This is a genomic window from Flavobacterium sp., assembly GCF_027483985.1.
In the GTDB taxonomy this organism is placed as follows: Bacteria; Bacteroidota; Bacteroidia; order Flavobacteriales; family Flavobacteriaceae; genus Flavobacterium.
In genome coordinates this window covers 23084-47462 of the sequence record NZ_JAIXTJ010000026.1, presented here as the reverse complement: position 1 = coordinate 47462, position 24379 = coordinate 23084, and the positions used below count along the sequence as shown (strand labels likewise).

At 31.7% G+C, this 24379-nt stretch carries 20 protein-coding genes; 11 read left to right on the top strand and 9 right to left on the bottom strand.

Annotation, left to right across the window (positions count from 1 at the left end):
• Positions 1 to 239: 239 nt before the first annotated feature.
• The 4 genes from fmt to Q0050_RS07840 all read right to left on the bottom strand — a co-directional run bounded on the left by fmt (position 240) and on the right by Q0050_RS07840 (position 4239).
• Positions 240 to 1187, bottom strand: coding sequence for a methionyl-tRNA formyltransferase (gene fmt / locus Q0050_RS07855; RefSeq protein WP_298393978.1), 948 nt, complete (start codon positions 1185 to 1187; stop codon positions 240 to 242).
• A gap of 47 nt (positions 1188 to 1234) precedes the next feature.
• Complete coding sequence (locus Q0050_RS07850) at positions 1235 to 3130, bottom strand: ATP-dependent DNA helicase RecQ (protein WP_298393976.1); 1896 nt, start codon at positions 3128 to 3130, stop codon at positions 1235 to 1237.
• 77 nt (positions 3131 to 3207) lie between these two features.
• Complete coding sequence (locus tag Q0050_RS07845; protein WP_298393974.1) at positions 3208 to 3702, bottom strand: MepB family protein; 495 nt, start codon at positions 3700 to 3702, stop codon at positions 3208 to 3210.
• Positions 3703 to 4239: an ATP-binding protein gene (locus tag Q0050_RS07840; protein WP_298393972.1), complete on the bottom strand. Its 537-nt coding sequence runs from the start codon at positions 4237 to 4239 to the stop codon at positions 3703 to 3705.
• Between the two features lie 137 nt (positions 4240 to 4376).
• On the opposite strand from Q0050_RS07840, the gene Q0050_RS07835 reads away from it, so the two are divergent.
• From Q0050_RS07835 to Q0050_RS07815, 5 genes are all read left to right on the top strand, one after another.
• Positions 4377 to 7562, top strand: coding sequence for a gliding motility-associated C-terminal domain-containing protein (locus Q0050_RS07835; RefSeq protein ID WP_298393970.1), 3186 nt, complete (start codon positions 4377 to 4379; stop codon positions 7560 to 7562).
• Between the two features lie 239 nt (positions 7563 to 7801).
• Positions 7802 to 8086, top strand: a complete 285-nt coding sequence (locus Q0050_RS07830) for a DUF493 family protein (protein ID WP_298393968.1) — start codon at positions 7802 to 7804, stop codon at positions 8084 to 8086.
• Position 8087: 1 nt separating this feature from the next.
• Entirely contained in the window at positions 8088 to 8810 is a 723-nt protein-coding gene (locus Q0050_RS07825; RefSeq protein ID WP_298393966.1) for a DUF4290 domain-containing protein, read from the top strand.
• 77 nt (positions 8811 to 8887) lie between these two features.
• The gene (murA, locus tag Q0050_RS07820) at positions 8888 to 10198 is read left to right on the top strand and encodes a UDP-N-acetylglucosamine 1-carboxyvinyltransferase (RefSeq protein WP_298393964.1); all 1311 of its coding nucleotides are present in this window, start codon (positions 8888 to 8890) and stop codon (positions 10196 to 10198) included.
• A gap of 92 nt (positions 10199 to 10290) precedes the next feature.
• Positions 10291 to 11058, top strand: coding sequence for a TSUP family transporter (locus Q0050_RS07815; RefSeq protein ID WP_298393961.1), 768 nt, complete (start codon positions 10291 to 10293; stop codon positions 11056 to 11058).
• 70 nt (positions 11059 to 11128) lie between these two features.
• On the opposite strand, the gene Q0050_RS07810 is transcribed toward Q0050_RS07815, so the two are convergent.
• A complete protein-coding gene (locus Q0050_RS07810; RefSeq protein ID WP_298393959.1) occupies positions 11129 to 13603 on the bottom strand; it encodes a DUF5686 and carboxypeptidase regulatory-like domain-containing protein in 2475 nt (824 codons plus the stop codon).
• Positions 13604 to 13729: 126 nt separating this feature from the next.
• The gene (gene aroQ, locus Q0050_RS07805; RefSeq protein ID WP_298393957.1) at positions 13730 to 14149 is read right to left on the bottom strand and encodes a type II 3-dehydroquinate dehydratase; all 420 of its coding nucleotides are present in this window, start codon (positions 14147 to 14149) and stop codon (positions 13730 to 13732) included.
• Positions 14150 to 14613: 464 nt separating this feature from the next.
• Here aroQ and Q0050_RS07800 point away from each other — a divergent pair, with 464 nt between their 5' ends.
• From Q0050_RS07800 to Q0050_RS07780, 5 genes are all read left to right on the top strand, one after another.
• Positions 14614 to 15228 (top strand): outer membrane beta-barrel protein, encoded by a 615-nt coding sequence (locus tag Q0050_RS07800; protein ID WP_298393955.1) that lies wholly within the window; start codon positions 14614 to 14616, stop codon positions 15226 to 15228.
• 176 nt (positions 15229 to 15404) lie between these two features.
• Positions 15405 to 16301, top strand: coding sequence for a site-specific tyrosine recombinase XerD (gene xerD / locus Q0050_RS07795; RefSeq protein ID WP_298393953.1), 897 nt, complete (start codon positions 15405 to 15407; stop codon positions 16299 to 16301).
• Positions 16302 to 16410: 109 nt separating this feature from the next.
• Positions 16411 to 17919 (top strand): PAS domain-containing protein, encoded by a 1509-nt coding sequence (locus tag Q0050_RS07790; protein ID WP_298393952.1) that lies wholly within the window; start codon positions 16411 to 16413, stop codon positions 17917 to 17919.
• A gap of 161 nt (positions 17920 to 18080) precedes the next feature.
• Complete coding sequence (locus Q0050_RS07785) at positions 18081 to 19604, top strand: PAS domain-containing sensor histidine kinase (protein ID WP_298393950.1); 1524 nt, start codon at positions 18081 to 18083, stop codon at positions 19602 to 19604.
• Positions 19591 to 19986: a response regulator gene (locus Q0050_RS07780; protein ID WP_298393948.1), complete on the top strand. Its 396-nt coding sequence runs from the start codon at positions 19591 to 19593 to the stop codon at positions 19984 to 19986. The genes Q0050_RS07785 and Q0050_RS07780 overlap by 14 nt, the downstream gene beginning before the upstream one ends.
• 65 nt (positions 19987 to 20051) lie before the next feature.
• Here Q0050_RS07780 and rny read toward each other — a convergent pair whose 3' ends face one another.
• The 3 genes from rny to Q0050_RS07765 all read right to left on the bottom strand — a co-directional run bounded on the left by rny (position 20052) and on the right by Q0050_RS07765 (position 22430).
• The gene (rny, locus tag Q0050_RS07775) at positions 20052 to 21614 is read right to left on the bottom strand and encodes a ribonuclease Y (RefSeq protein WP_298393946.1); all 1563 of its coding nucleotides are present in this window, start codon (positions 21612 to 21614) and stop codon (positions 20052 to 20054) included.
• Between the two features lie 227 nt (positions 21615 to 21841).
• On the bottom strand, positions 21842 to 22135 hold the full coding sequence (locus Q0050_RS07770; RefSeq protein ID WP_298393944.1) for a cell division protein ZapA: 294 nt from the start codon (positions 22133 to 22135) through the stop codon (positions 21842 to 21844).
• Positions 22136 to 22139: 4 nt separating this feature from the next.
• Positions 22140 to 22430 (bottom strand): hypothetical protein, encoded by a 291-nt coding sequence (locus tag Q0050_RS07765; protein WP_298393942.1) that lies wholly within the window; start codon positions 22428 to 22430, stop codon positions 22140 to 22142.
• A 193-nt stretch (positions 22431 to 22623) separates the two neighbouring features.
• Between Q0050_RS07765 and Q0050_RS07760 the strand changes: the two genes are divergently transcribed.
• The gene (locus tag Q0050_RS07760; RefSeq protein WP_298393940.1) at positions 22624 to 24315 is read left to right on the top strand and encodes a M23 family metallopeptidase; all 1692 of its coding nucleotides are present in this window, start codon (positions 22624 to 22626) and stop codon (positions 24313 to 24315) included.
• Positions 24316 to 24379 lie beyond the last annotated feature (64 nt).

The window sequence follows — 24379 nt, the reverse complement described above, 5'->3', positions numbered from 1 at the left end:
CTGCTTTTGTAATTCCTGCGTCAGCAGCAATAGCATCGATTAATTCTGATTTGTTCATAATAATAGTTATTAATTGTTGGTTAAACTTTTTTGTTAATCAAAACAAATTTAGTAGAAATATCAGACTACACAAGTGATTGACGTGATTTTTGCCAAATTTGTTGATAACTAAGCTTGTTTGTTAATAAAACTTATTCTTTTTAGTAAAATAGCGACAATATTTCAATGATTTCAGTAGCTTACAACGCTTTTGCATCGGCTGAAAAGGTGATTCCGTTTAACAGTTCAAAGCTTTTCATTCGTTTTTTACCAGGAAATTGTAAACTTAGTATTTCTAAAAAACCATCTGCAACAGCAATCTTAATCTCTTTTTTGGTGGTCACCAACGAGCCAATTGCTAAATTGTGTGTGTCTGAAGTTAATTTTGCTTCATATATTTTGACATTCCATTCTTCATTATTGTCTTTTATAAAACACCAAGCGCTTGGATAAGGTGATAATCCTCTAATTAAATTATAAATTTCTATACCCGATTTAGTAAAGTTAATTTTGCAATTTTCTTTATTTAACTTGTAGGCTGTTTTTATATCTAAATCATCTACTTGAATCGTGGTAGTTGCTTTTTCGTTTGCAATTAAAGATAAAGTTTCTATAACAGCATCACTGCCAATAGTCATTAATCTATCGTGTAATATTCCGGCACTTTCGGTAGTGGAAATTGGAGTTTCTTTACTCAAAATCATTGCGCCAGTGTCAATTTTATCGTCAATGAAGAATGTTGTTACGCCTGTTTTTGCTTCGCCATTAATTATAGCCCAATTAATTGGAGCAGCACCACGATAATTGGGTAGGAGTGATGCATGTAAATTAAAGGTTCCAAATTTTGGCATCCTCCAAACTACTTCGGGTAGCATTCTAAAAGCAACTACTACTTGCAGATTGGCATTCAAATCTTTTAAGTCTGCTAAAAAGCTTTCGTCTTTAAGATTGGTTGGCTGTAGTAAATTTAAGTTATTTTCGAGAGCATATTCTTTGACTGCAGAATATTTTATCTTTTGTCCGCGACCGGCAGGTTTATCAGCAGCAGTGATTACACCAACTACGTCATAATTATTTTTTACTATGGTATCCAAAATGCCAACGGCAAATTCTGGTGTTCCCATAAAAACGATTCTTAATTTTTCCATTTTGCGATGCTTTAATTAATTCCGATTTTTTTTTCAGAATTTAGTATCTATTTTTTTATCGAATATAAATTATTTGGTTGTACGATAATACTATCGTTTTCCATTAAATTTTGAAGTGCAAAGATAACATCGTCTTTCGGATATTTGGTTAACTTTTGAATATCTCTTGAATTCATTTCTTGAATTTTGAGTAAGCCAATGATCTTTTCAGATAAAGTTTTTACATCATTTGGTGTAGTTTTTTTTGAAATACAATAAGAGCATACGCCACAATCTTTTTTGGTAACTTCGCCAAAGTAATCTAAAAGAAGCTTGTTTTTACAGGTTTTATCTTCCTTAATATAGTTTATAACCGATTTTAATTGTTCGGTTTTGAGTTTGTTTTGGGCTTCAAGATATTTAATTACGCGACTTATTGTTCTTTCATCTTCACGAACTTCATTAAAGGTCAGAGTAGCATCATTGTTTTTGGCGTTTAATTCTATAACTTGTTTTTCATTTAATTTGTGTAGAATTGCAAGTACTTTATTTTCTTCACAATTAGCTTTTTTTGCAATCAACGAAATATTGATGACCGATTGCGCTTCATAAACGCCAGGATTGGTGCGTAAAATGGTTAGTATAACTTCTTCATCACTCGGATTCAAACTCATATATCGAATGACTTCTTTAGACTCAATAATGAATTGCATTGTAATTTTTTCGGTATATTCTTGCGATAAACTTATGATTCCTTGTCCATCTAAAAACTGTAAAGCGTTGTATGTTTTAAGTACAGGAAAATTATATTTGGTACAAAAGTGATTGATGTTAAAGTTAAACTTTTCGTCAATTCCTTCGCCATAAGCAATTTGAAAAAAGTTGCAGAGTTTTACAAAAACCAAATTTAAAAAGGCTTTATCTGATAGAATACTTAAAAATTGTGCCTCAACGTGAATTACATCCGACGGATTGGTTAATAAAACAGCAAAGGCTTTTTCGCCATTTCGTCCGGCACGGCCAGCTTCTTGATAGTAGTTTTCAAGATTGGGTGGAATGTGCAAATGAATTACGGTTTTTACATTTGCTTTATCAATTCCCATTCCGAAAGCGTTGGTAGCCACCATTATTTGAACTTTTTCCTTCATCCAAAGTTGCATGTGGTTTTCTTTGTCTTTTGGAGCTAATCCACCGTGATAAAAAGTAGCTGAAAATCCTAACGATTCTAATTGCTTAACGGTTTCTGAACAAGATTTTCTATTAGTGACATAAATGATGGATGGCTGCGGATTTTTCTTCAGAATTTGCTCCATCAAATGCAATTTATCTTCGACATTAAAAACCATATAGGCCAAATTTTCTCTAGCAAATGATTTTGTAAGAACAGCAGGATTTTCAAGTTGCAATTGCTTAATAATATCTTCTTGAACTCGTTTCGTTGCTGAAGCTGTTAGGGCTAAAAAAGCTACCTTCGGAAAAAATTCTTTGAGCTTTGATATTTTTAAATAAGCAGGTCTAAAATCGTGTCCCCATTGCGATACACAGTGCGCTTCGTCAATAGCAATCAAATTTATAGGAAGACCTTTTATTCTTTCTAAAATCCAATCGCTTTGTAATCGTTCAGGCGATAAATACAGGAATTTATAATTTCCAAATTGACAATTATCTAATAAGTCAATGATTTCATCTGATGCTATTCCACCAGTTAAAGCAATGGCTTTGATTCCTTTGTTTTGCAAGTTTTGCACCTGGTCTTTCATCAACGCAATTAATGGAGAGATGACTAAGCAAATGCCTTCCCTCATCATTGCTGGAACTTGAAAAGTAATTGATTTTCCGCCACCAGTTGGCATTAAACCAAAGGTGTCTTTTCCTGCTAAAACAGAGGTAATTATTTCTTCTTGCGGAGTTCTAAACGCATCGTGATTCCAATATTTTTGAAGGATTTCTAATGGTTTAGACATTGTATTCAATTACGATTTAAAAATTTTAAAATAGGAATATTTCGTAAAAGTAGTAAAAACAATAAATATAATTAGACTTATAGATTTTTTGAATAAAGTGATTTCGCTTTCGAAATAGAAATTGGTGTTGCTATAAAATAATTTAATTGCCAATTCTGAGTCTGTTGTGCTTGCTTGTTTTCTGTTTTATCCCAAGAAGGGTAAACTCTAAATCCTAACTTCCCTTTTATAGATTGACTTTGAAGATATCCTTTTTCTTCTAAAACAGTTTTTGGAAATATAAATTGTCCGAAGTTAAATTGAGTTTCACAATTAATAATCACAAAGTCAAAGTTATCTGTTGATGAAAACGGCTCAATTGGTTTGTCCTTAATTCGTTTCCATAAAGTAACGAATTGTCCAATTTTAGTTGGTGTAACTTTTGCTTTTCGAAAAATTATTTTTGAATTGTTGAGTTCAAATTGAGCAGCGCAATATTCTTGACTTTCTTTTTCTATAATTAGATTTCGGATTTTTAATTCCAAATTTTCAAAAACTAAGCTTGAAGTCTTTTCTAGTTCTTGAACCGTCATTTATTGTAAAGATTGTAAAATATAATTTGTACGTTCCTCAACCGTGCCTTTTGGAACTTCGATTAAGTTGTAACCATATTTTTCATAAGTTTCTACAAGGTGGTTGTAGATTAATTTGGCTTGTTCGTAGTTTTCATAACGCTCATCATCGCTGACATAAATCTCTTCCCAAGGTGGAAGGATGAATATTCTGTCGTATTTATGTTCGGTACAAGCCTCGTGAAAAAATGCAGGATAACTATCACCAATGTAATGCATATAAGCCAAAACATCCGGAATTCCTCTGTCTAGGAAAACCGTTTTGTGTGTTTCTTTTTTAGCATTATTGAATTGTTTTTTTCTTCCTTCAAGGAGTAACTCGCTGAAAAGCAATGGTTTTTCAAGAAAAAGTTGCTCGATTCCTTGTTTTTGCGCTTCGCTAATAATTTCACGCGAAACTTCGGGATAACAACAAAAACCTTTTGATATTAAATTATCAATGATTGTTGTTTTTCCTGTTCCAGGACCGCCAATAATAACTACAATTTCTTTTTCCAAAATTTTTTGAAATAAGGCGCAAATTTATTGAATTGTTTTAGATAATATGCTGTGTTTTTTATTTTTATTTTTTTATATTTAACAATTCAACGCAACCAAAATTTAATATCTGCATCTTTAAATATAAATAGGCTTTCATGTATAAAATCGATTTCAAGTCATTAACCATTTTTGGGTTGTTTTTTTTCTTTTCAAATCTTGCTTATTGTCAATTGGCTAGTTTTACATTAAATGTTACAAAAACTAATGAAACTTGCACAGCAAATGGAACTTTAAATTTTACTGTTGCTAATACTACGGCTGGTGCAACAATGGTTTATACGATTTACCAATTACCTAATTTGACCACTCCAATTTCAGTTCAAAACACTACAAGTTTTTCTGGTTTAGTTGCAGGAACTTATAGAGTAGTGGCTACCCAATCGTTAGGAAGTTTAACAAACAGCCAACAACAAGATATAACCATAGTGAATCAAATTGTATTATTAACGTATAGCTTGAGTGGAAACAATGAAATATGCGGTGCTGATGGTTCGATTACTGTAAATACTCTAACAGGTACTGCTGTTTCATATGAAATTTTTTCTGGACCTATTGTAAGACCTTTGCAACCTTCAAATGTTTTTACTGGATTGGTTGCAGGTCAGTATAATGTTAGAGTATTTGATGCCTGTGGCGAAGGAGTTGTACAAACTTTTACAGTTCTGAATACTCCTGCTGATTTAGGAATTGGGGTTAGTAATACTATTGATATATTAAATTGTACTTTAACAAAAATATCCATTTCAATACAAAATATACCTAATAGCGTTATAGTTTATCCATTACAAATTACAATATCAGTAAATCCACCAAGTGGTGGTGCGCCAATTGTTTATAATAATACCATTACATCAAGTAACAACTTACAAGTTATTCAGGATATAATTTTATATCCAAACCAATATTATACATATGATGTTAGTGTTATAGATGGTTGCGGAAATACATATAATAGGAATGATGTTGTAGTATACTCGTCTACTGTCCCTATACTTTCACGTCAAAACTTATTTTGTAATGATTATAATATTATTATTCACAATGCTTTAAGTGCAGTGTTGATTGATGGTCCATTGGGAATACCTTATGCTTTACCTTACACAGTAATACCTAATACATCAGGAGATTTAGAGTTATTTACTTCAATACCTGGAACTTATACATTTACTACTGTTGATGTATGTGGTGTCGTTAGGGTTCAGCAAATAATTTTGGCGGCTGATAATGGTTTTTTCTTTCTAGGATCATTGGTAGGATGTACTCCAGGTTTAGCAACTTTAAGTGCTGGTGTAAATTTACAAACAGCAATTTTAACTCAAGCTCCAGCTTCATATACAACAAACTTACCATTAAATTTATCAAGTTCTATTTCTTCTGGTTTTTTCAAATTGGTTGATGTGCCTTTAGGAACTTATGTTTTTACTTTTACAGATACTTGCGGAAATTCTTCAATTAAAACCATTAATGCAAATGTGGGTTATATTCAAAATACCAATATAGATGTTATAGAAAATTGTGGATCTTTTGATATTTATTTAAACCACACTTCAAATAGTAATAATAATAATCCTAAACTCTATTGGCTTCAGCAGTACAACCCTATTACAAATCAATGGTTTAATCCAGTTAACGGGACTATTTATTTTGGTGGTACGCTAAGTGTCGCTAATGCCATACCGTTAGTAAATCAAACAACAAATTATAACTTTGCTTTTTTAGGACATTTTAGAATTCTAACAAGCTTTTATTCTGCTGCGGATTGTACTAATGTTTTATATGAATTTGATTATGATGGTTTACCAAAAATTAATGATGTGTATTCTTTTTTATGTAATAATGGAACCTATGATGTTTTTGTTGATGCTGTTGGTATCCAGCCTTTAATTTATAGAATAACTCAAAAAAACGGTTTACCTTTTAATTTACAAAATGGAAATTCGAGTGTGTTTTTGGGTTTGCCAGCTGCAGTTTACAATTTTCAAGTTGAAGATGCTTGCGGTAATATTTTAAATAGTTTGTTTGAAGTGCCTCGACCTTTTAATTTTGCAATAACACCTATAGATTTTTGTAATGGTCAACCAGGTTCATTAACTCTACCAAATTTTTCAATTTTTCAATACGAATGGTGGAAAGACAATGCCACAACAACTATATTGAGTACTACCAATACGTTAGCATTTCCAACTTTTAATTCTGTTACTGATGTTGGAGTTTATCATGTAAGAGTGCGTTATACCGGTAATCCTAATTCATGCATTGATTTTACTCTAGATTACACCATTTCTACAAATGCATTTAATCCAAATGCTGGACAAAATAATGCAATTACTTATTGTGGAAATCCAAATAACATAGATTTATTTTCTTTGATATTAGGAAGTTATGATACAGGAGGTACTTGGCAAGAAATTTCATCAAGTGGAATGCTTACAAATAATATTTGGAATGCTACCAATGTACCTTCGGGTATTTACAATTTCAAATATAAAGTTATAGGATTGTGCAATACTTTTGATGAAGCTATAATTACTATAACAATTAAATCGTTGCCTTCTACACCATTAGCTTCCGTAGACCCGATTGTTTGTGACTCTAATACTTTAAATTTATTTGCTACTCTTATTCCAAATACCATCTATAATTGGACTGGACCAAATGGATTTTATTCAACGGATCAAAACCCAACAATTAATTCTATTTCAAATTTAATGAGTGGAACCTATACTGTTAATGTAATTCAAGATGGTTGTGTTTCTGGCTCCTCTTCTGTCAACGTTTTGGTAAACCCACTGCCAAATTTTGCTATTGAATCTGCTTGTTTAAGTTTAAATTTTGTTTTGACAGCAACTCCAATTCAAAACTCTTTTGAAACATCTTCAGTTTCTTATAATTGGACTGGGCCAAATGGATTTTCAGCTATCGGAAATCCTATTCAAATTACAGGAGGAGAAAGAGGATTGTATTATGCAACTATTACAGATGCAAACGGATGTTCCGCTACACAATCTATTGATGTTCAGACTACCTTTTGTGAGATACCTAATGGCATTACGCCCAATAATGATGGTTATAATGATTCACTTGATTTGATAGGTTTAGAGGTGCTTAATTTGCAAATTTTCAGCCGTTGGGGAAGGTTGGTCTATGAAAAAGCAAATTATTTAGATGAATGGTTTGGTCAAAACAATAATGGTGGTGACTTACCTGATGCAACTTATTTTTATTTTGCACAATTAAAAACTGGAGAAACTAAGCGTGGCTGGATCCTTGTTTTTAGATAATTGTTTTTCAAATATTAGAATCCAAACTTATTTGAATTACTTTACTAATAATTTTTTAAGACTTCAAAAAATTTCATTTGAAGCAAGATCTTTTAATTAGAAAAGTTAGAAAATGGTTTCCATTAATGATATAAACATTTGCCATTGAAATTCATCAGCATAAATCCAAAAAAATCTAATGTCTAATATCCTATTTCTAATATCAAAAATGTATATTTGCCTTTATTTTAATTTTAAGAATGGATAAGAAGACCGAGGAATTTTATATCAGGTTGAAAGAAGAATTGGGAAATACTTCTTCTTGGCCAACGGAATATCTTTATAAATTTATTGTGCCAACCGATGCTAAAAAAGTCGAAGAATTAGAAAATGCTTTTGACAATATGGGTGCAGTAATAAAAACTAATCAATCTAAAACCGGAAAATTTACAAGTGTTTCTGTAAATGTTATGATGGAATCGCCCAATGATGTGGTTGAGAAATACATAGAAGTTTCTTCGATTGAAGGAATAATTTCATTTTAATATGGTACCAAAATATATAAAAGAAAATGCTAACGATGTGGTATTCAATATTGAATATAATGCCGAGCGTCCGCATTTAATCATTCCAGAATATGGTCGTCATTTGCAAAAATTGATTGACTTAGCGGTTGCAATTGAGGATAAAACCGAACGTAATAAAGCGGCAAAATACATCATTCAGGTAATGGGAAGTTTGAATCCGCATTTGCGTGATGTACCTGATTTTCAGCACAAATTGTGGGATCAAATTTTTATTATGTCTGATTTTAAATTGGATGTAGATTCACCTTATCCAATACCAACTCGCGATGTAATCAACTTGAAACCAGAGCGATTGGCTTATCCGCAAAAGAATCCGAAATACCGATTTTATGGAAACAATATCAAATACATGATTGAAGTTGCCAACAAATGGGAAGAAGGAGAAATGAAAAGTGCCTTGGTAAAAGTCATTGCCAATCACATGAAGAAATCGTATTTGAGTTGGAACAAAGACACCGTAACTGATGAAGTAATATTCGAACATTTACTAGAGCTTTCTGACGGAAGAATCAATTTAACACAGAGTGAAGAAGAGCTTTCTACCACAACCGATTTGATTAGAACCAACAAAAAGATTTCTAACAAAACGCAAATGCAACAAAAAAACTTAAAAATTCAAGGTTTCAAAAAACCAAATAATGGTAAAAAACCTTTCATAAAAAATAACAATAATCCAAAATAATTGCGAGTTAGGAGTTGCGAGTTGCGAGTTTTTTGAAACCCGAAACCCGAAACTTTTTAACCCGAAACTGATAAACTATGGGAACTTTTCAAATTGAAGGAGGCATTAGACTAAAAGGTGATGTTACACCACAAGGAGCAAAAAATGAAGCACTGCAAGTTTTATGTCCAGCTTTATTAACATCAGAAAAAGTACGAGTTACAAACATTCCTGATATTATTGACGTAAATAAATTGATTACGCTTTTAGGAAATTTAGGCGTTAAAATTCAAAAAAATGGTCCTGGCGATTATACTTTTCAAGCTGATGAAGTAAATGTTGATTACCTTAAAACAGAAGCATTCAAGAAAGAAGGCGGAAGTTTGCGTGGTTCCATTATGATTGTTGGTCCGCTTTTAGCACGTTTTGGCTGCGGATATATTCCAAAACCAGGTGGCGATAAAATAGGAAGAAGAAGATTAGATACGCACTTTGAAGGGTTCATAAACCTTGGTGCCAAATTCCGTTATGAGAGAGAAGACCATTTTTATGGTGTTGAAAACGAAGGACGATTAAAAGGTGCTTATATGTTACTTGATGAAGCGTCTGTAACTGGAACGGCTAATATTGTAATGGCAGCTGTTTTGGCAGAAGGAACAACAACAATATATAATGCTGCATGCGAACCATATTTACAACAACTGTGTAAGATGTTGAACTCAATGGGTGCAAAAATTACAGGTGTTGGTTCAAATTTATTAGTTATTGAAGGTGTTGAATCACTTGGCGGTTGCGAGCACAGAATTTTACCTGATATGATCGAAATTGGTTCTTGGATTGGTCTTGCTGCTATGACTAGAAGCGAAATAACAATCAAGAATGTTTCTTGGGATAATTTAGGTGTTATTCCGAGTGTGTTTAGAAAACTTGGAATTACCCTTGAACGCAAAGGTGACGATATTTATATTCCTGCTCACGAAAATGGATATGAAGTTAGAACGGATATTGATGGTTCGATTTTGACTATTGCAGATGCACCTTGGCCAGGCTTTACTCCTGATTTATTGAGTATTGTTTTGGTAGTTGCCACACAAGCTAATGGTGATGTATTGATCCATCAAAAAATGTTTGAAAGTCGATTGTTCTTCGTTGACAAGTTGATTGATATGGGTGCTAAAATTATGTTATGTGATCCGCATAGAGCTGTGGTTATGGGACATAATTTCCAATCACAATTAAAAGCTACAGTAATGAGTTCACCAGATATTAGAGCTGGAATTTCTTTATTAATTGCAGCACTTTCTGCTAAAGGAACTTCAACTATTCAAAATATCGAGCAAATTGATAGAGGTTACGAAAGAATAGACGAAAGATTAAGAGCACTTGGAGCTAATATTGTAAGAGTATAATTTAATAAATCCCAATATTTGAAATTCCAAATTCCAAACTTTAAGTAATAGTATTGGAATTTGGAATTTCTTTTTTGGATTTTTTTGTATCTATGGAAACCTATATAATCATACTTCTTTGTATTGCTTCCTTTTTCGCCGGATTTGTCGATGCAATTGTTGGCGGCGGCGGTTTGATTCAAGCGCCTGTGGCTTTAATTCTGTTGCCTAATTATGCCGTTTCATCCATCATGGGTTCGTTAAAAATTCCAGCTTTTAGTGGTACATCTTTTGCAGCTAGACAATACTTGAAGAAAGTAGATATGAACTGGAAATTACTGTTAATAATGGCGGTAGTTGCTTTTGGTTCGGCCTTTTTGGGTTCAACACTTTTAACGATGGTTAGTAATGATTTTATGAAGCCATTGCTTTTTATAGTTTTGATTTTGATAGCCATTTATACCTTTATGAAAAAGGATTTCGGATCGCAACAAGAGAAGAATTTATCCGATACTAAATTGCTTTTTTATGGCGTGTTGATGAGTATTTTTATTGGTTTCTACGATGGTTTTATTGGTCCTGGTACAGGAAGTTTTCTTGTGTTAGGCTTCGTAGCACTACTTGGTTTTGATTTTCTTCACGCTTCAGCTAATGCTAAAATGGTCAACTTAGCCACTAATTTTGGATCCATTTGTTTATTTATTTTAAAAGGAAAAATCATTTGGGCCATTGCAATTCCGATGGCCTTCTGTAATGCACTTGGTGGTTTTTTGGGAGCAAAATTAGCTATCAAAAAAGGAAATCAATTCATTAGAATTTTCTTTTTAATTGTTGTGATTGGAACACTGATAAGATTTGGATATGATGTTTTTATAAAGTAAAATTCCAAATTCCAAAACTTCTGTGATAAGTTTGGAATTTGGAATTTGGAGTTTTATTTTTGTTCGTTCTTTATTCCACAATATTTAGGAATTTTAATCCAAAAATTACGGCATCACCTTGGTAGCCATTTTGATAAGAGCGAAGGTAATCTACTCTAAATATTTTTACTTTACCAAATCCTAAATTGTCTAATCCAACCGAGAATTCTTGATAAGGCTTTCTATCTGGAACCGATAAGTTATGGAAACCTAAAACCAATTGTGAACCTAATTTATTCAACAACGGAATTTTATTCATAACAAAACCTTTGTCATTATATTCTGTATGGAATTCTAAATAACTGTCATTAGTACTAGCCGTATAATAAGGTAAGTTGTTAAAAAGATTGGTATAGCCATCGCCACCAGTTATATGCGTTTGGTTTCCGTTAAAGTGTTTGTAATCTACGAAAGCAATGTTATTGGCATTGAAAAATTTTCCGGCTTTAAGGTTTAATTTTAATTCTCCTTTATTACTCAATGACAAATCGTGCATTACTCTTCCGGCAATGAAATCATATTCATATTTTTTTTCTGATGCCGAAAATCCTTTTTCATAACTAAAATATAATGCTGGATATTTTTCGTTTCCAATATTGAATTTGCCATCAGGTCGCGTCCAATATTGTTGACCAAATTTAATTCGAGTAGTAACTGAGGCTTTCATTAAATTATATTTTTCAAATGCTGGAGTAGCATAATCAAATGGCGCCAACGGATTGTTAGAAGTATAAATATCCGATGATTTTACCACACTTTGATCGGTAGTATTCCATAGTGGTTTTCTTTCAGAATATTCTAATCCAAGGTTTAGATTCAATCCATTGACTACTTCACGACCAAATGTAGCAGCCACAAAATTCTTTTCATACAATTTCATAAAGTTATTTTTGAAAAACAAAGTACTAACGGTGTTAATCATGTTCGAAATCGGATTGCTTGCATTGAATTGGTTTATTGAACTACCACCATTCAAACTAATATAACTATCGTTGGTATTGTTGAATTTATGATAAAAACCAGCTGTAGCGCGAAGTTGATTTTCAGAAAAACCATAGTCTAATCGGGTATTAATTCGTGTAAAACTTCTTTTTTCTTCATCTCTTTTGTTGTAAGAAAAACCAATTTGAGTTTTCCAACCTTGAACGGTGTTAAATGAGGTAGAAAGCAACGGACCATCATAATTCAATGACCATTTTTTAAATGAATTCGAATAACTGTAACCCGTAATGATATCACTAAATCTAAATTTATTTCTTTTTCCATCGATAGAATCTAAATATTTTTCAGATTTCTTTTTGGTTTGAAGCGCATCTTTTTTGACATAATCAGTACTTTCTTCAGTAGTCAATGGCACCGGACGAATGGTGTTCCAGAAGGTATCTTCTTTTTTATTAGCGTTTTCTTCAAATTTTAAAACCTCGTTAGTAAACGTTTTCTTTTCAAATTTCTCTGGAAACTCAAAATTAGAAAACACGTGCGTGAACGTTCCAGTAATGTTTATTCCCAATATTCCGGCTTCAAAATCAATTGTTTGTGTGTTTTTTGTCCAAATTTTAGTTTTGGTATTAAAGCTGTAATTTTGTTTTAATGTCAGTTTATTCAAAGCTGGATTTTGCATTTGATTTCCTTTAATACTAAGGTCTACCGCATAAATCGCATAGGATTCATCTACAATATATAGGTAGCCTTCCATTGCAGGTTCAGAACTTCGTTTTGGAGTAACCTTTATTTTGTTGATGACCTTATTGTTTTCGTCTGCAAACGAACCATCAAATTTGTATTTGTAATAATTAAAAGCGTTGTCGGCAATAGGTGAAATTACTTTTACATCAAAGTCAAGGTAGTTTTCGTAGAAGTCAAAGTTCGCTTGTGCCGCATTATTAAAACTAAAACCGTTGTCATTACCACTTACTTTAGAGGCAATAATCACCTCCTTAAGTTTGTCGGGTTTTTGAAAAGTAATTTTTGATACGGTTTCTGATAAATATAAAATACCACTTCTAGTCGAATCAATTACTTCATCAAAGAAATCTAATTTTTGTCCTAGTATCGTTTTTGGAAGATTTTTAACTCTAAAAATTCCTCTTGAATAGAAATCGGCGTTATATTTTTCGGTTAATTTTGAATTTTCTTTTCTTTTTGCAATGGCATTTTTTATGATGTCAATGGCTGGATTACTGTTTGGGTTAATTACAACCTCATTCAGTTTTATTTCTTCTTCAACCAAAGTCACATCCACAACTTGAGCAGTTTTAGAAACTTCAACTACTTTTTTTTCGGTTTTATAACCCAAATATTGAAATAAAATTACATACGAACCTGTTGTTTTTAAGTTCAATTCATACTTTCCTTGATCGTTAGACGTAGTACTAATGTAGGTGTCTTTTACATAAATGTTTACAAAAGCCATTGGTTTTCCGCTGACATCGGTCACAGTACCTTTAATTTGAGCGAAACTTAAAATAGAAAACAATAATAATAGGAGTGAAGTAATTTTTTTCATTGGTATAGCGTTTTAAGTATAGACGATTATTAACTTGAAAAGGTTGTATGAATTCTAAAAATCAATTGCAAAAGGAATTTTTAAGATTTTTTAAATTTCTCAAATCTGCATTGTAAAAAATAGATTTTAATTGGATAAAAAACTTTGTAAAGCCAATTCATAACTCTTCAATCCAAAACCTATAATAATACCTTTAGCGTTTGGTGAGATAAACGATTGATGTCTAAAAGTTTCTCTTGAAAAAGTATTTGAAATATGAACTTCAATAGTTGGAGTAGTTATAGCTTTTATAGCGTCGCCTATTCCTATTGAAGTATGCGTGTATGCCGCTGCGTTAAGAATAATTCCGTCATACGAAAAACCAACTTCTTGAATTTTTGAAATCAGTTCACCTTCAATATTACTTTGGTAATATTCTAATGAAACCATAGGATAGTTTTCTTGCAGTTGATTAAAATAAGTTTCAAAAGTTGTACTACCATAAACTTCAGGTTCGCGTTTTCCGAGTAAGTTTAGGTTGGGTCCGTTTATAATTAGTATTTTCATTTTGTAATAGGTTTCCGTAAAAGTAAAAAAACCACTCTTATTAAAAAGTAGTTTTAGAAAAGATTATGAAATTTACGAAAAAGAAGGTTTACAAATGTTTTATATAAAGTTTTTTTGTCATAATGTTCAGTTTTTCAATAACTCAACTATTTTTCTACTTGAGACTGGATTTTGAAAATGAATTTGATGTGTGCTAAATGGAAAATGAAAGTTCCTTTTAGATGAAAAAGTACTTCGATTTCTTAAAATCAGACCTTTTTTTTGGATTCTAACACTATATTTTCGAAAAATTAATCACGGTGTGTTTTTAATTTTTGGAAGAAATTAGCTATAACTTATTGTTTTTCAAGGGTATTTATTGTTAATTTTGTTAATAACTATGTTAATAACTCAAAATGTTAATATAAATGGATAAAATAAGATTATGTCTAGCTTTGTTCCGTTAATTTTAAACAAAATAAAACATGAAAAAAATTATTTTAACTGTAGCTGCAGTATTCGCTTTCGGATTTGCTAATGCTCAAGACAAAAAAGAATCATCTGAAGGATTTTCTAATGGTGATGTGTTTGTAACAGGTGCTGTATCTTTTGGTTCATCTAAAACTGGTGACTTTAAAGCTAACTCATTTGAAATTGCTCCAAAAGTTGGAATTTTCGTAACTGAAAACATTGCAGTTGGTGCTTCTTTAGGTTTTAATTCGTTAAAACTTGATAACGGAACTGATGATGTAACTAACAATGGAATTGGTTTTGGTGCGTTTGGTCGTTACTATTTTACTCCTGCAAGCAAATTTTCTTTATTTGCTGAATTAGGTGTTGATTACACAACAACTGATGAAGAATTTGATTTAGAAAATGGAACAGTAAACACTCCTTCTTTTGAAACTAAAGAATTTGGTTTAGGTTTAGGTTTAGGTTTAAACTATTTCGTATCATCTAACTTCTCAATCGAAGCTGGTGTTGCTGTTTTAGGTTATACTTCTAACGACAACGGTGGAAATGGTGCAGAAAAAACTAATTCTTTTGCTTTAGGCGGAGATTTCAGAGCTATCTCTTTAGGAGTTAACTACAAATTCTAATCTAAACTTTAGATTACAATATGAAAACCTCACTTCGGTGGGGTTTTTTTTATTCTGAACTTGTTTCAAAATCTCACTTGTTTCAGAATCTCACTTTCTTGTAAATATATAATTTGACGAGTAGCTCTTATCTTAGAATCTTTCTGATTTCCTTTTTTTTCTAATATCTTTGAAAAATGAATTGGAATGCCCTTATAAAAAGCTATCAGTCGTATCTCAGAATCGAACGTGGATTGTCAAAAAACACCATTGATAATTACTCTTTTGATTTAGAACGACTTTGTCTTTTTTTGGAGCAAAATTCCATCACGGTTTCACCAATAAAAATTACCGAGGAAACAATTCAGCAATTTATTTACGCTGTTGCTAAAGAAGTCAATGCACGGTCCCAAGCTCGAATTATTTCTGGACTAAAAAGTTTTTTTTCCTACTTAATTTTTGAAGATTATCGCACAGACAATCCAATGGAGTTGATTGAAGCGCCACGTTTGGGTCGAAAACTTCCTGATACTTTGTCGGTGCAAGATATTGATGCGCTTATTGAAGCCATTGATTTGTCTAAACCCGAAGGTGAACGCAACAGAGCGATGTTAGAAACACTTTACGGCTGTGGTTTGCGTGTCTCAGAATTGGTGAACTTAAAAATTTCGGATTTGTTTTTTGATGAAGGCTTTATCAAAATAACGGGTAAAGGTAACAAGCAACGTTTTGTGCCCATTAGTGAAGTGACGCAAAAGTATATTTTGTTATACAAATCAACCATAAGAAATCATTTGGCCATCCATAAAGGTCACGAAGACACTTTGTTTTTAAACCGCAGAGGAAAACAATTAACACGAGCAATGGTTTTTACTATTATAAAAGATTTGGCAGTAAAAATTAATTTACTAAAATCAATTAGTCCACACATTTTTAGGCATTCTTTTGCTACTCATCTGCTTGAAAATGGAGCTGATTTACGCGCTATTCAGTTAATGCTTGGTCACGAATCTATCACCACAACTGAGATTTATGTGCATTTAGATAGAAAACATTTAACACAGGTTATGAATTCCTATCATCCTAGAAAATAGCTTCTTACAACAAAAGTTAAAGTTTTTAAAAGTAGTTTTCTTTCTACAAACTATGATATTGTAGTTATATTCTTATTCATTTTATTTGTCATCGATTAAATGAACAGAAATGATGTTTTCCGAAAATACAATGACTGAGAAAATTGAGAACCAATATTTAAAAAAAATTATTGGTCAGCTACCTAGTTTGTTCTTTCAATTTACCATTAATAACACGCTCAAGATTAGTGTTGATTTTATTGAAGGATCGTTGTTCGATTTTTATGAATTATCAAAAGAAACTTTTGAGCTAGACGCTATTGCTGCTATTGAAAGCAGAATTCATGAAGAAGATTTGATGCATTTTAAAGATTCGATTTGCACTTCGTATATCACATTACAAAAATGGGATTCAGATTACCGTGTGGTGCTGCCAACCAAAGGGTTAAAGTGGATGAAAGTGGTGGCAACAGTCGAAAAAATATCGGACGATGAAGTTGTTTTTTATGGAGTTATAACGGATGTTACAAACCAGAAATTAGTTGAAGAGGCACATCAAGTCACCGATGAACGCAATAAATTTGCCAATATGGCTTCCAATGTTGGAGTTTGGGATTGGAATTTGATCACCAATGAGGTCGCTTATTCGCCAGAATCTTTAAGAATTCTTGAAATACCAGAACAAAATCTAGCGATGGTTTCTAATCCTGAAATTTGCGATGCGCAAGTTCATCCGGATGATAGAGAAGACTATTTTGGAAATATTAAAAAACATTTCAATCAAGAAATTCCTTATTATGAAACCTATCATCGTGTTTTATGCAACGGAAAGTACAAGTGGATTCTTGACAGAGGTAAAGTTATAGCAAGAGACAAGCAAGGAAAGCCATTGCGAATGGTTGGAACCCATACTGATATTACTTCACAAAAGGAACGAGAAGTGCATCTTGAAGAAACGCTTCGTTTGGTTAATAATCAAAAAAATAAATTGTTGAATTTTGCTTACATAGTATCGCATAACCTGAAAAGTTATGGCGGAAATTTGAGTACCTTAATCAAGCTTAACGAAAGTGGTATGTTTGAGCAAACAGAGTTTTTAGCTTATATTAAAACCATTTCAAACGAATTAAATGACTCAATAGATAATTTATCGGATTTAATTAAAGTACAAAACAATCAAGACATCACGAAAGATCATCTGAATCTGAAAGAATATTTAAAGAAAGTTTTTAATATTCTTACCGAAGATATTCATTTTGCAAAAGTGTCTATTGTCGATTTAATTCCAGCAGATGCCACTGTTTTATTTAATCCTGCTTATCTTGAAAGTGTGTTGCTTAATTTAACTACCAATGCCATAAAATATGCTTCACCAGATAGAACGCCAGTAATAAAATATTCATTAGAATGTGAAAACGATTATCAAGTTTTGGTTATTGAAGATAACGGAATCGGAATTGATTTAGATACCAACAGAGAACATCTTTTTGGGTTGTATAAAACGTTTCATACTAATAAAGATTCTAACGGAATTGGTCTTCATATTACTAAAAATCAAATTGATGTAATGGATGGAAAAATCGAGGTTGAAAGTAGTATCGATAAAGGTTCTGTTTTTAAAGTTTTTTTCAAAAAATAGTAGCCTTTTATTTTAGTAAGATAGTTCTGTATAAATATATAATTACTAGCGAATTATGCATTTTGTCGTAAAAAAGTGCATTTTGTCGTAAAAATTACTATCTTTGCCGTTGATTTTTCATTTAAATGTAAAAATTTATTGGCCCCAAACCTATCACTAATATGAAGACAAATGTTGTTTCTAATGATTTTTCATTAGAAGAGAAAGTTCATTTTTTTAGCCAAATTTTAAATCAAGTTCCTGATTTGATTTTTCATCTGACGATATCACCAGAGAATGAGTTTGTTTTCACTTATTTAAATAAAAACGTAATTTCTTATTTTGATTTTAACGAAGCAGAATTAAAAGCTAATCCAATTGATGTAATTTCTGGTAAAATACATCCGAGTGATTGCCAATCAATGATTTATTCATTCAATAAATCTAGACTTACACGTAGACCTTGGCGTCATGAATTTAGAGTGCTATCTAATGGAGATTCCTTTACGTGGTTTAAAGTTGACGCCAATGTGGTTCTTGACGAACGAAATAATACAAATTTTTACAGTTCTTTAACGGATATCACTGAAATTAAGCGAAGAGAACAAAAAGTTAAAGAATCAGAAACACGATATCAGTTTGCTCTTGAAGCAGCAAAAAAAGGTATCTGGGATTATGATCTTGTTACCGGAGCTGTTTTTTTCTCTAAACAATCCTTGGATATACTACAACTATCTGATAAAGATGGTATTAATACGAATTCAAAATGGGATGAGCGTGTTCACCCAAATGATTTAGATAATTATATCAATAGTATTCAATCGCACATTGAAAATAGAACTCCTTATTTCGAAAATACCAAACGAGTTTTGGCTAAAGATGGTAGTTATAAATGGATTTTAAGTAAAGGTAAAGTTATTGAACGCAATGAAAATGGCGATGCTACAAGAATTATTGGTATTCATAGTGATGTTACTGAAAACAAATTAAAAGAAAACGAACTTTTAGATAATTTAGATATTATTATTGAGCAAAATAATAGGTTGCTTAATTTTGCACATATTGTTTCCCATAATTTAAGATCACATACTGGGAATTTCCAAATGCTTTTAAATATTATTGATGATGCTGAGGACGATCATAGTAAAGATGAATGTCTGTCCTATTTAAAAACTACTTCCAATGCCTTGTCGGAAACTATTGATCACTTAAAAGACTTGGTTGATATTCACACTACAATAATACACAAAAAAGAAGATTTGAATCTTGCTCATTATTTGAATCAAACTTTAGAGGTTTTAAGTAAAGAAGTCAAAGACAATAACGTAAAAATTGTTAATAAAATTGGGGAAAAAGATACTATAAAATTTAACCCAGCTTATCTAGAAAGTTTATTTTTAAATTTTACAACCAATGCAATTAAATACTCGCATCCAGACCGAAATCCGGAAATAAGTTATTCTTCTTATCAAGAAAACAGTAAACTAGTGTTGATAATACAAGATAATGGATTGGGAATAAATCTAGAAAAACATGGAGAAAAATTGTTTGGTATGTACAAAACTTTTCATAAAAACGCTAATGCACGTGGAATTGGATTGTTTATCACCAAAAATCAAATTGAATCGATGGGTGGAAGCATAGAAGTTGAAAGTAAAGTAAATGTGGGAACCACTTTTAAAATATATTTTAATGAAGAAGTTTAATACTATTTTTATTGTAGATGATGATATGGTGTATCATTTTATAATAAAAAAATTATTTTCTAAATGTAATCTTGATGTTGAAACTAAATATTTTTTTAATGGGCTTGAGGCGCTTGATGAGATAAAAAACAAGATTGAGACTGATGATTGTATGCCTGATTTGATATTGCTAGATATTAATATGCCCGTTTATGATGGTTGGCAATTTTTAGAAGAATTCAGAAAAATTAAGAAAAAATTGGCCAAAGACATTACAGTTTATCTAGTAAGTTCTTCCAATGATGTTACTGATTTTAATAGATATAAAGAATATGATGAAGTGGTTAATAAGTATTTTTATAAACCAATGACACAACAAGATTTTGAAACCATATTTATGTAATCTTAATTTTAAAGCATAAAAAAAACCGTCATCATTGACGGTTTTTTTAGTTTTATTACATCTAGTTATTTAGCAATATTAACTGCTCTAGTTTCTCTAATCACTGTAATTTTAACCTGACCAGGATAAGTCATTTCGGTTTGAATTTTTTGAGATATTTCAAACGATAAATTTGATGCCATATCATCATTTACTTTTTCGCTTTCAACGATTACACGAAGTTCTCTTCCTGCTTGAATTGCATAGGCACTTTTAACACCGTTAAATCCGAAAGCAATTTCTTCAAGATCTTTCAAACGTTGAATATAAGAATCTAATACTTGGCGACGAGCACCAGGTCTAGCTCCAGAAATAGCATCACAAACTTGAATGATTGGTGAAATTAAATATTTCATTTCAATTTCATCGTGGTGCGCTCCAATTGCGTTGCAAACTTCTTCTTTTTCACCATATTTTTCAGCCCATTGCATTCCTAAAAGTGCGTGAGGTAAATCACTTTCCGCATCGGGTACTTTACCAATATCGTGAAGTAAACCAGCACGTTTAGCCAATTTAACATTCAATCCTAATTCAGCAGCCATAATTCCACAAAGCTTTGCTACTTCTCTTGAGTGTTGTAGTAAATTTTGACCATAAGAAGAACGGTATTTCATTCTACCTACGATTTTAATTAATTCAGGATGTAATCCGTGAATCCCTAAATCGATAACGGTACGTTTACCAACTTCAATAATTTCGTCGTCGATTTGTTTAGTAGTTTTGGCAACCACTTCTTCAATTCTCGCTGGGTGAATACGTCCGTCAGTAACTAACTTGTGTAATGACAAACGAGCAATTTCTCTTCTTACTGGATCAAAACACGATAGGATGATAGCTTCTGGAGTATCATCTACAATAATTTCTACACCAGTTGCCGCTTCAAGAGCACGAATATTTCTACCTTCACGGCCAATAATTCTACCTTTAACATCGTCTGACTCAATATTGAAAACTGAAACGCAATTTTCTACAGCTTCTTCTGTTCCAACACGTTGAATGGTACTGATGATTACTTTTTTAGCTTCTTGTGCCGCAGTTAATTTAGCCTCTTCAATGGTTTCTTGAATGTGAGCCATTGCTTTGGTTTTAGCTTCAGCTTTAAGGCTTTCTACTAATTGTTCCTTAGCTTCTTCTGCAGAAAGTCCTGAAATTACTTCCAGTTGTTCTACTTGACTTTTGTGCATTCTTTCAACTTCTTGGTGCTTTTTGTCAAGCATTTCAATTTTAGAAGTATATTCTGCAGTTTTGGTTTCAAAATCGTCGTTTACTTTTTTAGCTTTTGCTAATTCACTTGAAACTTGCGATTCTTTATCACGAATTCGCTTTTCAACTTCGGCCATTTTTTTATCTTTCGATAAAATCTCTTTCTCGTGTTCCGATTTTAATTCTAAAAACTTCTCTTTTGCTTGTAGAAGTTTATCTTTTTTAACGTTTTCTGCTTCTAAATTAGCATCTTTTAAAATTGATGCAGCTTCTTTTTTTGCGTTTTTAATTAAGTTAGATACATTGCTTTTCTCGAGCATTTTTGCTATCGCAAAACCTCCAGCAAGTCCAACTAGTACGCCAATAATAATAGATACTATGTCCATGGTTGTATAAAAAATTTATATATAAAAAAAACCTACATTAATTGCTTGAATAAACTCGTAAGGACAAGTTTTGAGTTAACTCACTGTTCAAGTTTCCCAACTTAATGGGCTTACTATAGTAGTGATGATTTACTCATTTTAATTTGTTAGTGTTGAGTTTACCAAAATATGAACTAATGTAGGCAGTATTTTTAGTTTATTTAAAAGAACGTTTTTTTTGTAATTTGTTATTTGTTTAGATAATCGTCTAGTAATTCATTGATTTTTGTCAATCGGTCAATTGATGCTGTTCCGTCAATTGCATTATCAACTTTTTTTTGTTCAAGTTGTGAGGCAAATTGCAAGGCACACATCGCTAAAACATCTTGCTTATCTCTAACAGCATAATTCTCTTCAAATTGCTTAATCATTAAATCTATCTTTTTAGAAGCGCTTCTCATAGCTTCTTCTTGTTGCATACTAACCGTTAACGGATAGACTCTGTCTGCAATTGATATTTTAATTTTAAGCTTATCATCCATAGTGTTAATCTGCAAGTTGTGCTATACAGTAATCAATTTCGCGAATTAATGAATTTATTTTAAGCTTTGTATCTCTTTTATATTCTTCACTGCCTAGCAACGAATTGGTAATTTTTAATGATTCAAATTCTTTTTTTAACGTCTCATACGTCAAAGTTTGATTTTGATGTGCCTTCACAGAAATCTCAATTTCTTGTTGTAACGCTTGATTTTTCTGTTCTAAATCGTTTATCCTTTTAAACAATTTTTGAATTTTATTCTCAAGAGTATCAATTATTTCTGCAATTTCACTCATCTATGACACAATTCATTACTTAATCTTACAAATTTATAATTCCTAATCTATTAAAGCAATATTTTTCGTTAAAAATTGAATTTATTTTTTTATTCATTTCTAATATTTTGTAAAATAGTTAGTTATAATTAAGATTTTAGTATTTTTTTTATAATAATAAACTTTTTTATACTTTAGCAAAAAACCATATAGAATGAAATATATTCCTTTATTTTTATTGTTTTCGATTTTTTCATCGGCACAAAACAACTATCCTAATGATTATTTTAGATCTCCTTTAGATATTCCTTTGCAATTGTCAGGTAATTTTGGTGAATTACGTCCAAATCATTTTCACGCCGGATTTGATTTTAAAACCAATCAAAAAGAAGGTTTGAATGTTTATGCGGTAGGAGATGGATATGTTTCGAGAATAAAAATCTCTACATCAGGTTATGGTAAAGCAATTTATATAACTCACGCCAACGGTTACACTTCTGTTTATGGACATTTACAAAAGGCGGTTGGTTTTCTACAAGACAAAATAATTGCCTTGCAATATGCAGAAAAAAATTACGAAATTGAGGCTTTTTTCAAACCAGGCGAATTAGTAGTAAAAAAAGGTGACATTATAGCGCTTTCAGGAAATACTGGTGGTTCTGAAGGTCCGCATTTGCATTTTGAATTTAGAGATAACAAAACCGAGAAAATTATAAATCCGTTATTTTTTGGCATTCAAACTAAAGATACCAAAAACCCTATTGTTTCGAGTTTGTTAGCATATCCAATTGATAAAAATTCGGTTGTAAATGAATCTAAACGACCGGTGATTCTTAGTTTGTCACTACAACCTGATGGTACGTACTTATCTCAACCTGTCTTGGCAAGTGGTAAAATCGGATTTGGAATTAGTGCCTACGACACGGATAATGTTTCATATAATCCTAATGGCGTTTATAAAACCCAATTGATGTCAAATGGAAAGGTTATTTTTGGATATGAATTTGACGCAATGGTTTTTGATGAAGCAAGATACATAAATACTTTTATTGATTATAATAGGTATAAAAAAACGCGCCAAAGAGTTCAGAAATTGTTTATGAAAAATGCGTATCCATTTAGTAATATTTATCAAAATTATGAAAACGGAATTTTAAACATTACCCCAAATACGCTAGAAGTGCAGCGAATTGAGGTTTCTGATTTCTTTAATAACAAAACCATAATTACTATTCCAGTTAAGTATTCTGTTAAACCCGCACTTGTGCAAGAAGAGCAAAAAGTAACCAAATATTTTGTGAAATCTAAAGTGGAATCTAATTTTGAGAAAGATAACTTCTCGGTTTATATTCCGGCAGGTACTTTTTATGAAGATTTTTATATGAATTTTGATGTTAGAAATAATACGCTATTCCTCCATGACGATACTGTTCCAGCGCATTCCAATTTTACCATCTCCATCGAAGATAATAAATCTAGTGAAGAAGAAAAAAAAAAGATGTTTATTGCATCAACTAACGGAAGTAAATTAGGATACATCACAACAAAACTATCAGGTAATACGTTTTCTTGTAAAGCAAGAACCTTAGGTCAATTTACTTTGGCAAAAGATACTGCGGCTCCAAAAATAAGTATGGCAAAAAGTATTGAAGGTAAGTGGATTACCAACCAAAAAAGCATCAGCGTGAACATCTCAGATGATTTGTCTGGAATAAAAACCTATAACGGATATCTTAACGATAAATGGGTTTTGTTTGAATATGAATCAAAATTAAAACGATTGACGCACGTTTTTAGCGATGATTTGTTACAAGAAGGCGCCAACAAATTGAAAATTGTGGTTACCGATAATGTTGGAAATTCTACTATCTTTGAAACTCAGTTTAACAGAAGTCAAAAAAAATAACATCTTTTGAAATCGCTATAAACACCAATGAAAAATAGCGGTACACCTGCCTGTCGGCAGAAAG